The sequence below is a fragment of the Methanobrevibacter sp. genome, assembly GCF_017447225.1.
Taxonomy (GTDB): Archaea; Methanobacteriota; Methanobacteria; order Methanobacteriales; family Methanobacteriaceae; genus Methanocatella.
This window is the reverse complement of record NZ_JAFSNZ010000014.1, coordinates 1-15601: the sequence shown is the minus strand read 5'-3', so window position 1 is coordinate 15601 and position 15601 is coordinate 1. Positions and strand designations below refer to the sequence as shown.

14 protein-coding genes and 1 pseudogene are annotated in these 15601 nt (G+C 33.1%); 10 read left to right on the top strand and 5 right to left on the bottom strand.

Annotation, left to right across the window (positions count from 1 at the left end):
• The first annotated feature begins 191 nt into the window (after positions 1 to 191).
• The 4 genes from IJQ68_RS01100 to fwdF all read left to right on the top strand — a co-directional run bounded on the left by IJQ68_RS01100 (position 192) and on the right by fwdF (position 5332).
• Entirely contained in the window at positions 192 to 3464 is a 3273-nt protein-coding gene (locus IJQ68_RS01100; protein ID WP_292795838.1) for a transglutaminase domain-containing protein, read from the top strand.
• An 87-nt stretch (positions 3465 to 3551) separates the two neighbouring features.
• Positions 3552 to 4022 carry a phosphopantetheine adenylyltransferase gene (locus IJQ68_RS01095; RefSeq protein WP_292795836.1) on the top strand — a complete coding sequence of 157 codons (471 nt, stop codon included), beginning with the start codon at positions 3552 to 3554 and terminating at the stop codon, positions 4020 to 4022.
• 98 nt (positions 4023 to 4120) lie between these two features.
• Entirely contained in the window at positions 4121 to 4312 is a 192-nt protein-coding gene (locus IJQ68_RS01090) for a 4Fe-4S binding protein (RefSeq protein ID WP_292795834.1), read from the top strand.
• A 12-nt stretch (positions 4313 to 4324) separates the two neighbouring features.
• Positions 4325 to 5332 carry a tungsten-dependent formylmethanofuran dehydrogenase subunit FwdF gene (gene fwdF / locus IJQ68_RS01085; RefSeq protein WP_292795831.1) on the top strand — a complete coding sequence of 336 codons (1008 nt, stop codon included), beginning with the start codon at positions 4325 to 4327 and terminating at the stop codon, positions 5330 to 5332.
• A 188-nt stretch (positions 5333 to 5520) separates the two neighbouring features.
• Here the strand turns inward: fwdF and IJQ68_RS01080 are convergent, their stop codons facing one another.
• A complete protein-coding gene (locus tag IJQ68_RS01080; RefSeq protein ID WP_292795828.1) occupies positions 5521 to 5727 on the bottom strand; it encodes a Flp family type IVb pilin in 207 nt (68 codons plus the stop codon).
• A gap of 198 nt (positions 5728 to 5925) precedes the next feature.
• Here IJQ68_RS01080 and IJQ68_RS01075 point away from each other — a divergent pair, with 198 nt between their 5' ends.
• Complete coding sequence (locus IJQ68_RS01075) at positions 5926 to 7110, top strand: hypothetical protein (RefSeq protein WP_292795825.1); 1185 nt, start codon at positions 5926 to 5928, stop codon at positions 7108 to 7110.
• Positions 7110 to 7829: a metal-dependent hydrolase gene (locus IJQ68_RS01070; protein WP_292795823.1), complete on the top strand. Its 720-nt coding sequence runs from the start codon at positions 7110 to 7112 to the stop codon at positions 7827 to 7829. The genes IJQ68_RS01075 and IJQ68_RS01070 overlap by 1 nt, the downstream gene beginning before the upstream one ends.
• Here the strand turns inward: IJQ68_RS01070 and rqcH are convergent.
• Positions 7826 to 9832: a ribosome rescue protein RqcH gene (rqcH, locus tag IJQ68_RS01065; protein WP_292795820.1), complete on the bottom strand. Its 2007-nt coding sequence runs from the start codon at positions 9830 to 9832 to the stop codon at positions 7826 to 7828. The two genes, IJQ68_RS01070 and rqcH, sit on opposite strands and share 4 nt — an antisense overlap.
• A gap of 91 nt (positions 9833 to 9923) precedes the next feature.
• On the opposite strand from rqcH, the gene IJQ68_RS01060 reads away from it, so the two are divergent.
• The gene (locus tag IJQ68_RS01060) at positions 9924 to 10193 is read left to right on the top strand and encodes a hypothetical protein (RefSeq protein WP_292795817.1); all 270 of its coding nucleotides are present in this window, start codon (positions 9924 to 9926) and stop codon (positions 10191 to 10193) included.
• Here the strand turns inward: IJQ68_RS01060 and IJQ68_RS01055 are convergent.
• Positions 10176 to 12008, bottom strand: a complete 1833-nt coding sequence (locus tag IJQ68_RS01055) for a DUF2070 family protein (RefSeq protein WP_292795814.1) — start codon at positions 12006 to 12008, stop codon at positions 10176 to 10178. The genes IJQ68_RS01060 and IJQ68_RS01055 overlap by 18 nt on opposite strands.
• Before the next feature lie 97 nt (positions 12009 to 12105).
• Here IJQ68_RS01055 and IJQ68_RS01050 point away from each other — a divergent pair, with 97 nt between their 5' ends.
• The 3 genes from IJQ68_RS01050 (at position 12106) to IJQ68_RS01040 (ending at position 14190) form a co-directional block, all read left to right on the top strand.
• Positions 12106 to 12627, top strand: a complete 522-nt coding sequence (locus IJQ68_RS01050; RefSeq protein WP_292795812.1) for a FumA C-terminus/TtdB family hydratase beta subunit — start codon at positions 12106 to 12108, stop codon at positions 12625 to 12627.
• Positions 12628 to 12705: 78 nt separating this feature from the next.
• Complete coding sequence (locus IJQ68_RS01045; RefSeq protein ID WP_292795809.1) at positions 12706 to 13035, top strand: hypothetical protein; 330 nt, start codon at positions 12706 to 12708, stop codon at positions 13033 to 13035.
• Positions 13036 to 14190 (top strand): TIGR03576 family pyridoxal phosphate-dependent enzyme, encoded by a 1155-nt coding sequence (locus tag IJQ68_RS01040; protein WP_292795806.1) that lies wholly within the window; start codon positions 13036 to 13038, stop codon positions 14188 to 14190.
• Here the strand turns inward: IJQ68_RS01040 and IJQ68_RS01035 are convergent.
• Both IJQ68_RS01035 and IJQ68_RS01030 read right to left on the bottom strand, forming a co-directional pair.
• Positions 14180 to 15097 carry a biotin--[acetyl-CoA-carboxylase] ligase gene (locus tag IJQ68_RS01035; protein WP_292795804.1) on the bottom strand — a complete coding sequence of 306 codons (918 nt, stop codon included), beginning with the start codon at positions 15095 to 15097 and terminating at the stop codon, positions 14180 to 14182. The two genes, IJQ68_RS01040 and IJQ68_RS01035, sit on opposite strands and share 11 nt — an antisense overlap.
• A gap of 15 nt (positions 15098 to 15112) precedes the next feature.
• Positions 15113 to 15601: pseudogene (locus IJQ68_RS01030) on the bottom strand (acetyl-CoA carboxylase biotin carboxylase subunit); the annotation flags it as partial.

Sequence of the window (15601 nt, the reverse complement as noted above, 5' to 3'; positions counted from 1 at the left end):
TTTAATATTAAAGTTGTAAAAACATTTATATATTATTAAAATATAAAATTTTATTTACTCATTATGAATACTAATCTTAGTGTATATCATATTTTTATTAAAAATTTTCGTAATGAGAACCAAGAGGTGGAAAAATTTCTAAGATAAATAAAGTAATGTTTTTTTCTATTGTTTTAGCGGTCCTATTAAGTATGGCTCCGATTTTTGCAATGGACTATGACATTACAACAGATGATTCAAATTTATTAAATGAAAATAATAAAGTTGTTTTTTCTTCACAAAGTTTAGAAGTTTCTAGTTATGGTTCTATCTCAGAGACTATTTCTCATGATGATAATTACTCTTCTGAGGAAAATGATGGATTTTTACAATCCCAATATCTCTCTGATGATATTATTCGAGCTGATGAAGTGAAAGATACTTCATTGGTTGGAAATGACACTGAATTATACTTTAAGAATGGGACTTCTTTTAAAGTCGTTTTGTCAGATAGCGATGGTTCTTTATTGGTAAATCAAAGTGTAATTTTCAATATTAATGGCGTAAATTATACTAGAGCTACAAATGAAAATGGGACAGCTTCCATTGCAATTAATTTAAGGACAGGAGAATATAATGTTTCATCTTTCTATGTAGGCACTGATAAATATGGATCTTCTTCTACTACAAATATTGTTAAAGTATTATCCACAATCGCTGGAGAGGATGTTGAGAAATATTATAGAAATGATACCCAATATTACGCTACATTTGTAGATGGTCAAGGTAATTATTTAAATAATACTACAGTCATTTTCAATATTAACGGTGTTTTGTATGAAAGAAAGACTAATGAAAATGGTACTGCTAGATTAAATATTAACTTAGGTCCTAATGCATATATTATTACGGTAATCAACCCTACCAATGGTGATATGTATTCAAATAATATTACTGTTTTGACTACCATCAATGCGTCTGATGTTACTAAGTATTATAAGAATGATACACAATATTATGCTAATTTCTTAAACAGTACTGGTACTCCTTTAGCTAATGCAAATGTAACATTCAACATTAATGGTGTATTTTATACTCGTTCTACTAATGAAAATGGTACTGCCAGATTGAATATTAACCTTAGTCCTAATAATTATACTATCACGGCTATCAATCCAATTAATAATGAGATGCATTCTAACAATATAGAGGTATTGCAAACTATATTTGCGGATGACTTAGTTATGGATTATAGGGATGGTAGTAAATTTGCTGCAAGTATACTTGATGATCAAGGTAATCCTTTAGCAGGGGGTAATGTAACATTCAATATCAATGGTATATTCTATACACGTGTCAGTGATGATAATGGTACTGCTAGATTAAACATTAATCTTCGTGCTGGTGAGTATATAATAACATCTACTAATGATAAGGGTTTATCTATTTCTAATACAATTACTATTAATAAGTGTAATACTACTATTGAAGGTAATAATGCCCATATTATTTTAGGTATTGATAGGGATTACACTGTTAAATTAACTGGACTAAATAATGTCCCTGTTGCTTTCAATACTGTTAACTTTAACTATGATTCAGTTAATGTAAGTGCAGTCACTGATGAAAATGGTGAAGCCACTATTACCATTTCTAATTTAACTGAAGGTAGATATACAATTACATATAGTTTTGAAGGTAATGAAAATTGTTATGCATCCCAATCCAATAGTACTTTAGTCGTTGCTAATTCAACAACTATTTTATCCGGAAATGATTTAAATATGGTTTATAAAGATGGTTCCAGATTTAACATCAATTTAACAGATTTGTACTTCAAGCCATTAGCTAATGAAACTGTTTCTATTAATATTAATGGTATTGACTATAATCGTACTACAAACAGTGATGGTGTTGCAAGTTTAGCTATTAATTTACTTCCAGGAACTTATGATGTTGTATATTCTTATTCTGAACTTGATTCTCTGGACTATAATAAAGGATCAAACACGATTGTTATTTCTAAAATACCACTTAATCTTACTACTCAAGATTTAATGATGGATTATGGAGAAACTATTTCATTCATTGCTAATTTAACAAATGCCACAGGCGGTCCTGTTGAAGGTATTCCTGTTACATTTTCAATTAATAATGTTTCATACAACAGAACTACTAACGCTTCAGGTAACGCAAAACTGAATATTAACTTGGCTGTAGGATATTATGAAATTACTACCGTATTGGATAATTTAATCTATGGTGCTAATAATGCATCCAACCATATTTTGGTTAACGGTTCTATTATTACAGCTAGTGATTTAACTATGGTTGCAGGTACAACCGCTACATTTTCTGCATTAGTGCAGGATGCTTACAGAAATCCAATCGTAAATACAAATGTTGATTTCTCATATAATGGTAATGTGCTTTCCGCTTTAACGAATTCTGAAGGTATAGCATCAATTTCAATAAGTAATCTAACTAAAGGTAATTATCTTATTGTTTATAATTATACTGAAGGGTCTGTTGCGGGACAAGCATATATTGACGTTGTAGGAACTGTTTCAATCAGCCAGTTAGTCGCTGCTGCCAACGAGGTTAATATGTATATAGAGAGAAATGCTAAGTTGCCTAGCAGTGTTGCTGCTGGCGATACAACATTCACTAATGCCCAATATTTATATCTGCTTTCTGAAGCTATTGTTGGTATAAATAATGGTGATTTGTCCGCTTTAGCAGTTTTAAACGTGAGCGACCCTACAAATCCGGGTTCAGCATCCAGTATGGGTAGTTTAAGTGATTACGTGTCTGTTGCAAGTAGCCTGTTGACTAGCATGGACGCAGGAGTAACCCCTAATTCAGTTTCAACCAGTCTTGGTGATATAGGATATGATGGAATCGTTTATGCATTTACACGTGTTTTGGTCTATTATGGAATGATGGATCAATTGCCGTCTTCAGTATCTATCAAATCTCTAACACTTTATGAATCACAAAGTTCATTGGACTCATCCAATACTATAAGTGATTTAAGCGCTTATTTAGCAAGTTCTCCTAACTGTCAAGTCACAAACGAGCAAATTGTTGCTTTAGCTGAAGAACTGACTAAGGGATTAACCAATTCATTGGATAAGGCTACTGCTATTTATAACTATGTAAGGGATACAATTTCATATAGTTTCTATTATGATACTAAATATGGTGCTGTAGGTACCTTAAATTCCAAAACAGGAAACTGTGTGGACCACTCTCACCTGTTGATTGCATTGTTCAGAGCAGCTGATCTTCCTGCAAGATATGTTCACGGAACTTGTGTATTCAGCAGCGGTAGCACATACGGTCACGTATGGACTCAAGTGTTGATTGGTGATACATGGGTTGTTTGTGATGCAACAAGTACTAGAAACTCATTCGGTAAAGTAGTTAATTGGAATAACTATAATTATTCACTTAAAGGATATTATTCCAGTATTTCTTTCTAATTAACTTCTTTTTTTCTTTTTTTATTAATAGCTAATATTTTATAATAGTTCTTATAAAGTTTAATTATAAACTAATAGGACAATATTATGGGCAATAAAAAATATTTTAAAGTGGCTGTTGGCGGTACTTTTGACAAATTCCATGACGGTCATAAAAAATTATTATCTACTGCTTTTGAATTAGGCAATCAGGTGGAAATCGGAGTGACTTCTGATGCCTTTGGAGGTTTGAAAGGAGATATTGACTCATGCAAGGAACGTATGAACAATCTCATGTCTTTTTTCTCTGGAAGGTCTAATTTTAATGTTGTGCCTTTGGAAGATCCTTTTGGAACTACCATTTATGAGGCAGATTTTGATGCGATTGTTGTCAGTGAAGAGACTGAACCTAATGCCGTTAAAATCAATGAGATTAGAGTTTCTAAAGATATGAAACCTCTTGATATTGTTGTTGTTAGTTTTGTATTGGCAGAAGATGGAAATCCTATTTCGTCTACAAGAATTAGGCGTGGCGAAATTAATAAAAATGGATTAATCATCAGGAATCCAAAAAAATAATCGATATGTTTATAAGTACATTTCGATATATTATTAATTAACATATCATAATTAATTTTTAAAAATTAATTTGACTATGTATAATTAGAGGTGGTTATATGGCAGTTAAAATTGATTCTGATGTTTGTGGACATATTGAAAGTTGTCCTGTTCAAGGTTTATGCATTAAACTTTGTGAACAAGGCGCAATCATTGAAGAAGATGGAGATGTAAAAATAGTTCCTGAAAATTGTGATGATTGTGATTTATGTATTCAAAATTGTCCTAACCAAGCTATATCTAAAGCATGAGAGGGATGATATATGTTTAATGTAGAAAGAGCCGGTTCAGAGGTTCGTAAATTAGAATACAATGATTCTAAATGTTTAGGATGCGGAATTTGTAGTGAAGTTTGTCCTACTTCTTCTTTAAGATTAGGACCTACAGTACCTATTGCACGTGGATTAATTGAAATGGACTTATTGTCTGTAAATTCTGATTCTTGTGTATTATGTGGTTTATGTTCTGTAGCTTGTCCATTTGACGCATTATCATTAACTATTGATGGTGAAGATATTAAAGAAATGGATAATTATCCAACCTGGGAAGTAGAATCTGAAGTTTGTGAAGATGATTGTGTTTATTGTGGAAGATGTGCTATCGCTTGTCCAAGGGATGCAATCTTATTTAAAAGAGAACTTCCTAAAAGAGAGGATTTAGTTAGAGGAGAAATTAGCATTGATGATGAAAAATGTATTTATTGCAGTTTCTGTGCTGATTTATGTCCTCCAGGTGCTATAACTGTTAGCAATACTCCTACATCAAGTGTTGATTTGCTTAACAACACTATTGAAGTTGATACATCCAAATGTGTTTATTGTGGAATATGTAAAAGAGTATGTCCTCAAGATGCAATTGTTGAAATTTGTTCTACATGTATGTTGCAAGATCAAATTGAAGTTCCTGAAGTTACCGGAACTACTTCCATCGTTAAAGATGAATGTGTAAATTGCTCTTGGTGTGCTGAAATTTGTCCTGTTGATGCAATTAACATTACTAAACCATTCAACGGTAAGTTAGAATTAGTTGAAACTGAAGAAAGTATTTGTAAAGGCGATTCTTGCCACGCATGTCAAGATGTTTGTCCATGTAATGCAGTAGAAATTGTTGACGGTAAAGCTGTTACCAATTTAACATTCTGTAACTTATGTGGTGCATGTATCAGTGCATGTCCTCAACATATTAGGCAACTAACCAGAACTTCCATGAATTTAACAAATATTAATTCTGAATCATGGAATGAATGTTTAAACAAAATTTTAGATGAATAAGGAGAGTTTTCTCCCCTTATATTTTATTTATTAAAAAGTCTTTTTCTTGTGTAATCAATTCTTTAAAAGAATTGTTTGTCGTTGTTGTAATATTTGTAATGTAACTTGCTACAAATAGTACTATTGCCAGCAGTCCTCCTAAAATTAGGATTACTTCGGCGCTGCTTTGTCCTTTATTATCTAGTTTTCTATACATGTGTCCGATTATGAAGTATTGTGTTTCTGACGTCTATTATGTCGTCTTTTGCTTTCAGGCTTCTGTCACTAGTTTCCATATATGATCTGTATATTGTCAGTGCCAAAAGTGCAATTACAATAACTCCGCCAAACAGCAATATGTATTCCGCCGCACCCTGGCCGGATTCCTCTTTGAAAAATTTGTTTATAGAGTTCATTTTTATCACCATATTATTCTAGTATTTTGAATAATATTAATATTACTTAAAATTAAAAAAGTATTACATTTATATAATATGTTTTTTTCAGAACAATTTTATTCGATTATTAGATTTTTTTAACCATTAGGTTTATAAATGGTGTTACAAATAAATAATAGTATTAGAGTGAATATTAAATGATGAAGGGTGAACAAATTGGGAAATACATTAAAATTTGTATCAGGAATTATTTTATTTGTAATTGGTGTGGTTATATCATATGAAGTAATGATTTATAACCTTATAGATATTTTATTGATGGTCGGTTTTTTAATAGCAATAGTTGGAATAATATTGATTATTAGCTATTTCGTTGATGCTAATGCTGAAAAAACCAGTGGTTTAATCAAAGATTTCTTAAATTCAGCTGATATTGATACATCATCTATCAATCTTCCGAAAAGAAGTTCTCGTTCTAGAAATGATTTTGATAGAAACGGCCCATTAATAATGAGGCCGGAACATGATGATTATGATTATGGTCAGGATATAGATGATAGTGGATTATGGGAATATTACGAATCAGATCAAGATTCTTCTCAATCACCAAGAGAATTCTTTGCTGTTCCAGATATTGATGAATCAAAAGCAGTATTGCGTGTTGTGAACAGAGAAGAAAGAGACCTTGATTTGGATAAGGAATTAGATTTCACCCCTACTTATGAAAAACCAATCAAAGTTACTAGAAAACCTAAAAAACGTTTAACTCAAATTCAGCCTGAAATTCCTCAAGTTGATGTTGTTCAGGATAAAACAGAAGAGATTAAAAAAGCTTTATCTCAAGACATTGAGCCGGAAATCGGATTATCATCTGCTCCTCAAGCTAGAGATATTGAAATTGACATAAACAATCCTGAAAGATTACCTGTCCCATCTTCTCTTAGAGGAAATGTTTTAATTGGAAACGAGTTAATCACTTCAAATGACGCTTTTGAACAATTGGCTGTTGGTGTAAATAAAGAAATAATGTTGGAAATTCCTTCTTTAAACACATTATCCGACAGATTCTTATCTCATGTGCCTACAATCTATTCAAGAGTTATTATTGATGAATTTGATTTATCAGATATCTCATATACTGTATTGATTGCTTCTCTTTTAAAACAGGGAGTTCATATTAAAACTGTTCCTAAAGTGCATACTGTTAATTTAATTACTGATGATTCTCATGCAATGATTATGTCTGATGGTTATACTATTGGAAATTCAGAATACGGCGCAATATACGATGACAGAACATCCATTTCAAATATTCGTGCTGATTTCGAAAAAACTTGGAATATTGCATCAAATCTTGATGAAAATGTAATTTTAAATAGTATTGCTGGGGGAGCTGCTTAATGGAAATCAGATGGTTAGGCCATTCAGCTTTTGAAATAGTCACTGATGAAAACGTTCACATATTAATTGATCCTTTCATCAGCAATAATCCGGCATGTCCTGTTCCTGTTGAAGAATTAAATCCGGATATTATTCTGGTTACTCATGGACACTCAGACCATTTAGGAGATGCTTTAGACATTTCAAATTCAACCAATGCTCCTATTGCTGCAATCCATGAAGTATCATTATTCTTATCAAAACAAGGTATTGACACTATTGGTGTAAATATTGGTGGTTCTTTTATATTCAGAGGTATTAAATTTACCATGCTCGATGCCAAACACTCTTCTGATATTGATATGGTTGAAGAAACAGTTCCTGGTGGTGTCGCAGCCAGTTTCCTAATAACTTTTGAAGACGGAACTTCAATATTCCATTCTGGTGATACTGGTTTATTTGGTGATATGAAAACAATTATCGGTGATATTTACAAGCCTGATATTGTAATGGTTCCTATTGGTGATAAATTCACTATGGGTCCTTTTGAAGCGGCTCTTGCAAGCATGTGGCTAAACCCTAAAGTCACAATTCCTATGCATTACAATACTTTCCCAGCCATTGAGCAAGATCCGACTATTTTTGCAAATTTCGTAATGCAATTCAATCCAAAAATCAGTACAGTGATTTTAAATCCTAATGAATATTTTGAATATAATCCTGAGGACTATCAGGATTAATTCATTTCATATTTTTTTCTTTGATGGTATTCTTCATCGATATCGCATTTTCCTGACGGCAGGACACGTATGACATCATCCAATGTAATTAAGTCATCTTCATTTATTTTATGCAGAATCTTTTTAGCTATTGCCTCTTTTTTTGTATATCCTGGTTTGAGAACAACAAAATTTTCACAGTGTGCTTCAAGTGCTTCAACAGGTCCGGCCATTATACGTTTTCCTTCATAGTCAACAATTCCAATAGCTATTTTCACTCTTGCGCTTCTTATGTAATTACGATTTCCACGGATTACAAATGATCCTTTCGGTAAAAATTCCCCAGGTTCGGGGGTTTTTGACACTTGGTCCGGATGAACCCAAAATACGTCCTGTGTTGTGAAACCTTTTGACCAAGCAGATGAAAATGATGCTGCAAACTCCCCGGATTCTTTAATGATTGTGTCATTTAATGACTTGTCACCTAATTTTATAACAGTTGATGTCGCACCATGTATATCCGCATGCAAATAAATGTCATTATTGTCCAGATATTTTTTTACAAGTGCTTCATTGGTACCTGCATCACGCCCTCCGATAACCAGAGTGTTGTCGGATGTGATAAACCATCTCATTTTTTCATACCATTTCAGATTCTTTTTCTCACGTTTTTTAGGAATTGAAATGTTTTCCATTGCGAGCTCTTTTTTAGCCCTGATTTCTTCAAGTTGCTTCTTGGTATTTTCAATAGCTATCAGAGCACCTTTTGTTTTCTTTTTGGCCTTTTTGGATTTTTCATAATAATTTTCAGCATTTTCAGGTATTGATAGCTTAGGGTCTATAGTTATCGATTCTTCATTTATTTTTAAGGTTAAAACACCCATTTTGTCAATTGATTCAAATATCTGGGCTTCAGCCATACCTTCCTTTTTGGCATTTTTCAGAATTTTGCCTATTTCTTTAAATGAATAATCTTTTCCTATGGCTGAGTTAACAACATTTACTATATTTTCGATGGTGGTGTAATTAGAATAAATGATTTCTCCTTTATATTGACTAGACTCAATTGTCTTATTAAAATTATCAAGTGTCTCTTCTTGTAAACGCAATCTTTTTTCGAACTTATTTACTTTCTTATTCCATGCCTTCTCTTTGATGTCCTTAATGTCTGTATTGACCTTTTTGGAGTAGAATTCATCGCATGCTTCATTGAAGTTTTCAAAAACTTCCTTTTCAAAATCTTCATATTTAACCAGGTCGAGTGGAACAACATCTTCCTTATTGTTCATTTTAACTATTTGGGGTTTATATTCCTCATTCTTTAAAAGATCAAATAGTCCTTTCAGTGATTTATATAATGCAGATATTTGCTCATCACTCAATTCGCTGTTAGGAGTGTTTTTGTCAATTTCTGTGTATTCATTGGCTCTTTCAATAATTTCTTCAGCATACAGACTTCCAAAACCGTTGATAGCAAGAGTTCTTACAACATCGCTGTCATTTTGAATGAACACTTCTTTGAATTCATCTTCACTGACTGTGATAGGATTTATTCCTCTTTCTTCTGGGAAAACATATTCCTTTTTGGAGCTTATGTCTCTTGTTGACCAGTGTTTCCTTTTAAGAGGCAAAATAATATTGTTATCTTCATCAAGAAGAATGATATTTCCTTTATCAAACAGTTCAACAACGATTGTGTAGTATTTGTCCTTTTTGACTTTTATCTCCACAACCCTGTCGAAATTGTGCTGTGTAACACTTTCAACATGTGCACCTTTTACCCTTTTTCTTAAAAGCATAGGGAATGTCGGCGGATTTGTAGGGTTTTCAAGTGGATATTTGCTTGTGTGTATTCTTGAACCGCATTGCATCACCAGATCAACCCTTCCAGTTCCCGCAACATGAAATCTCATCACGACAATATCCTTGGTTGGCTGGAATGATTTATCCACTCTAGCGCCGGTTAATAGGTTATTAAGTTCATCACTAATTGTAAAAATGTCCACATTAGACATTGCTTTCATTTTAAAACACCTTTTTTTATCAATACTTTAATATACTATTAATTATTAAATTATATTTATTCTATTTAATTTATTTTGTGGAGGAAATACCTTGGACGATACAATAAAACTTACATCTATTAATGTTGTTTTAGGACTCATTGCAGGAGTTCTATCCGGAATATTCACTATCGGATATTTAGGTTTTAAAAACGATATGATTGGTTTATTAATAGGCGTTATTTTTATTTATGCTACATTAAAAGTGGCGGATAATATTGTTGAAAGTGAAATAGACAGATCTCAGAAAATATGGGATTGTGTACTGCCTTTCTTTTTCGTATGGATTATTGTATGGATTTTATTAGCCAATTATTTGTAGATTTCCATAAAATATCCATATAAATACTATAAATAATGCTGTAATTAATAAGACTGGAGCTATTATCTTACTTACTGCCACAATGGAACTTATTGTTGAAATGAGTTCGGTTGAATTTTTAGGGCCGAAAGTGTTCAGATTTTTAATTTTTTTAGTTCCAGTTCCAACTTCAACTTCTTCCAAATCATTTATTGCTTCTTTTATACTTTTTATTACATATTCTATGATTTCAGGTCTTTTCTCTATTCCTACAGGATTATATCCTCTGGATAAAGTGTTGACTGTATGAGTATCGGTGGTCATCACTTCAATTTCATCAATATCCAAATCTTTTACAGCATCCATTATTTCCTGTCTAAAGCCGATTTCCATGTTGTTTGAGTCAAACAATACATAAGCAGTTCTTTGATTGTCAACTTCAATGACCATTGTTTTCAAACCGCTTTCGCCGATTCCTTCATGTTTGTCAAGAGTTTCCATCCTGTCTTCACAGCATCCTACTTTAATGGAAGAGTATTTGGTCTCATCCTTTTCGATTTCATTGATAACGTCAATAAGGTCAAAGACTTCCGGATTTCCGGGAAGCACCTCTCCGCTTTCAGGAGTAAATGAGTTATGGCAGTCTACAATGACTGAATCCTTGACTTTACAGTTGCTGATGCTTTGAGTCATCATTGTAAGGCCGACGCCGAATTCAATGTCATCGCTTCCGTTAGGTGCAAAGGTTGACAGTATTACCATTCCCTTATTGAAGAATTGAACTCCGATATTGGCAGCATTCCTTGAATATCTTTTGAATTTACTTGCATATTTGGAATACTCAATCTTTTCAAGACCTTCTTTCACGCTATTTTCAATTTTATCTATTTCTGAAACTGCAATAGGATTAAAATCATGTGTGGAAGGTCCATGTGCCACCATTGTGAAGTGGTCGAATTTACTTGCCAGTATTGTAGGCATATTTGATCCTCCGATATTGCCTAAAGGTCCAGGATGCACTGACGGTGATATGAATAATGATTTTATACCGTCTTTTCCTTTAAAGCTGATGAATGTGACTACAGTGTCTATTGCTTCACCCATATTTTCGAAAGTGGACTCCAAAAGATTGGACCCTTCATTCATATGCATAATAAATAGGCTTAACAAATCAAGCATTCCGATTCCTAAATTCTTTTTTAATGGGGAGGCGGCAATTGAAATGAATGAATAGATTGCTAATATGAATATCAGGCATGCAATCACAGTTTTAATAATGACATTAATTATTATTGGTGTTGAGAATAATGATGCATCACTGCTTAAAAACAGTATTAAAACAAGAAGTGCCAGAATTAACACCGGCTGAATAAGACCTATTATTGTGGATTTGACAAATCCGATTTGAGTTGTACTCCATAAAACCAATGTATTGAATCCGTAAACGAGCACACAACCGAATAATAATGAATTAATGAATAAATCAATATCAAATAAAGCTGATATTACTCCTCCTATAATTAAAATAAATGCAATGAAAAGCATTGACAGTAGTGATAAGAACATTGAGTGCTTGATTTTCAGATTAATTCCGTGAAGGACTTTCACTCCATATTGGTTGAGGCTGCCGCTCAATATTGAACTGACACCCAACACCATAAAACCAGCTATTCCTTCAAGGATTATATTATGGGTTAAGCTGTATTTTGGAGATATTAAACAGTAGATTACTCCAGTTAAAAAACTTAATATACAAATCCCAGTAATGGATTTTTTAATTCCTGGAAGGGTTTTAATATATTTTGATAGTCCTGCAACACTACTCATACTTGACATGTTATCACTACTTTAAATAATATAAATTCTAAATATTTTAAATAATATTTAGATTTGATTTTTTTAAATAATATATTTTACTTTTAAAGGTGTATAAATGGAGAAAAAAATTAATGTACCTATTACTGATGAAAATTTGGCTGATTTAAAAGTTGGGGATGTTATCAGTTTAACCGGTAACATATTAACTGCAAGAGATCAGGCTCATAAAAGAATACTCGAAAGAGGGGCTCCCAGAGATATTGAAGGGGCAGCATTATTCCATGCAGGTCCGATAATAACCCAGAATGGTGACGATTATAAGATGGTGGCTATTGGCCCGACCACTTCCATGCGTATGAATCCGTATCAAAGTGATGTTATTGCAATGGGTCCGAAAATTGTCATCGGAAAAGGTGGAATGGATGACACTGTCCGTGAGGCTTTGATTGAACATGAAGCCGTTTATGTGGTTGCTACTGGCGGTTGCGCAGCATTATATGTTGATGCAGTCGAAGAGATTGAAAGCGTTGACTGGCTGGATTTGGGAATGCCTGAAGCAATCTGGAATCTTAAGGTAAAAGATTTCGGCCCACTTATTGTGGCAATGGACAGTCATGGAAATAGCTTATATGACTAAGCAATATCATTTATATAATATAATTTTAAAAATATGTATAGTTACATAAAAGTAATTTTTTTATAGGAGTTTTTAGCTATGTCTGATATTAATGAACTTGCAGAAAAAAGATTAAAATCAAGAATTCGTAAAATTAAAAAATGCAATAAAAGTGATGAAGAAAAAGAAAAGTTCTTTAGCCAATTAGGAACTTCTTTTGAAATATTTTTCCCACCAACCAAAAAAAGCGACACAGTAAGTGACAGCTTAATGATTTGGGTTACTCCTGATGGTAAAGTCCTTGATGCTGAATATTCATATGAGGAACCTGAAGAAGAACAATATACTTCTATTCCATTAACAGAAAAAGATTTAAAACCTTTCCTCGAAGCTTTAGCTGATTTTAAATTAGAATTGGATGATGCTTAGATGATAGTCAACAATTCATTGGATGAAGTTAAAAAAAGGGAAAATGCCCTATCAATAATTAAAGATTGGGTTATGAACAAATCCCGCCAATCATTATATGATTTAACCGGTTTATCCGGAGGATTTATAGCATCTCCTTCAGAGATTAACCTTTTAGAAACATATGTCGGTCCAGCTATTTTTGAAGAGGAACTTCAGAAAGTCGGAATTGAACATATGGGTGGACAAAAAGTTTTACCTTTAAACAGGACTTCTTCAGGGATACTTGCAACTATCCTGACTTTGGTTGACGAAAATACTAATGTTGTTCATTATCTGGCGCAATTGCCTGCACACCCATCTATTCCAAGAAGCTGTGCACTAGTCAATGCCAATTATAGTGAAACTGATAATTTTAATGAATTTTCAATACCTGACAACACTTCTCTTGTCGTCATAACCGGTTCAACAATGGATCACAAGGTCATAGATTTGGATAACTTTAAAAAAGTTATTGAAATGGCACATGAGAAAGATATTCCCGTTATGGTTGATGACGCTTCCGGAGCAAGGCTTAGAACTGTCGTATTCAATCAGCCAAAAGCATGTGATTTGGGTGCAGACATTGCCATTACAAGTACAGATAAGTTAATGCCAGGTCCAAGAGGTGGACTGATGGCAGGCCGTAAAGAGCTGATTGATGAAATCAAGGTAAAGGTTAACCAATACGGCCTTGAAGCTCAGCCGCCAGCAGTTCTTGCAATGCTGAATGGTATTAAAAATTTCAATGGGGATAATTTAATTAAAAGTTTTTCAAGAAAGGATGAGCTTTTAGATTTATTGAATGAAAATTTCACTAATTTTAAAGCAACGCCGACAGGGGTCATGATTACTCCAAAAGGTTTGGCTGATGAAATTGATGCATCACATAATCTGTCCGATGAGGATGTGGCTTTTGTATTCTCTTTTATCTTACTGAAAGAGCATGGTATTATTACTATACCTGCGGTTTCAATGCCCGGTGCATCAGCTACAATAAGATTTGATTTGTCAACTGGCGATGCATTTAATTTGGATTTAAATGATTTAAATAAAAAAATAGTATCTTCATTTAATAACTTGGAAAAGCTAGTTATTAATGAAGATGAATGTAGGGAGATTGTATTCAATTTTTAATGATACATTCTCCGGAAATTACTTTTTCTAAGGTTCCATCAATTTTTTCAACAACAAGAGCTCCCTCACGGCTGATTCCTAAAACATAACCGTCATAGGATTTGTTGAAAGGTTCTCTGACTTCTACGATTTTTCCAATTGAATATGAATTTTTTCTCCATTCCTTGAGTATCTGTTCAAATTCGCCATCATTAAATAGCAATGTGATTTTTTCAAATTCTTCAAGGAAAATTCTGATTATTTCATTTTCGTCTACCCTGTGGCCTAATTCAATATCTAGGGTTGTACTTCCTTCCTGCAATTCTTTAGACAATACATTAACATCAAAGTTTGCGTCAATTCCAACACCTACAATGACATGTTCAATTGTGTTAAATCGAGTAATTGCTTCAGTCAATATTCCTGAAACTTTTTTTCCGTTAATCATTATGTCATTTGGCCATTTGATTTCGGCATTTGTTATTCCGATTTTTTCAAGGGTTTTCTGTACTGCAACACCTGTGGCTAATGTAATCATTGGGAGTTTGGAATGTTCTACTTGTGTTTTAAGGATAATTGATAACCATATTCCTCCTAAAGGGGATTCCCATGATTTACCGAGTCTTCCTTTGGCATCACTCTGTTTTTCGGAAAGAATTACACATCCATTTTCAGAACCGTTGGCGGATAAGAATTTGGCTAGGGTATTTGTGGACATGACCTCTTTAAAGATATACATTTCTTTTCCAAGGTATTTAGTATCCAAATCTTTTGTAATTTCTTCTCTTTTAATATATTCTGTTGGCTGCTGACCAAATTCTTTAATCATTTCCGCAAAATCGTTAATTTCCACTTCACGAAGTTCGTCAATGGTTTTTTCAGAAAACTTTTCTTCTTTTTTTAATAGATTAATTATTTCATTTCGCATTTTAATCCCATTAAATTATTTTTTAGCCTTATGACTCATTACTTGGTTTTGATAAGATCCGACAGCCGCTGATATTGCAGCTATTTTTTTACCAGGCATGAATGTTGATTTGAGTTTGTTTACTTTTTCCAAATCTTCAGCAATTACATTGTTCATTTCACTTTCGATACCTTTCTTATATGTGTCAATAAAGTGTGTGTTCAAATCTCCACTGATGAAGTTAGGATTTCTTAGAATTGCTTTATGGAATGGTATTGTGGTCTTTACACCCAAAATAATATATTCACTCAATGCTCTTTTCATTCTGTTTATCGCATCTTCCCTGTTTCTGCCATATGTAATCAGTTTGGAAATCATTGAATCATAAAATGTTGGAATGGTATAATTCATGTATACTCCACTGTCTAAACGTACACCAGGTCCTCCGGGAGATCTGTATCCTGTAATTTTACCCGGATTTGGTGAGAAATCATTAAGCGGATCTTCTGCATTGATACGGCATTC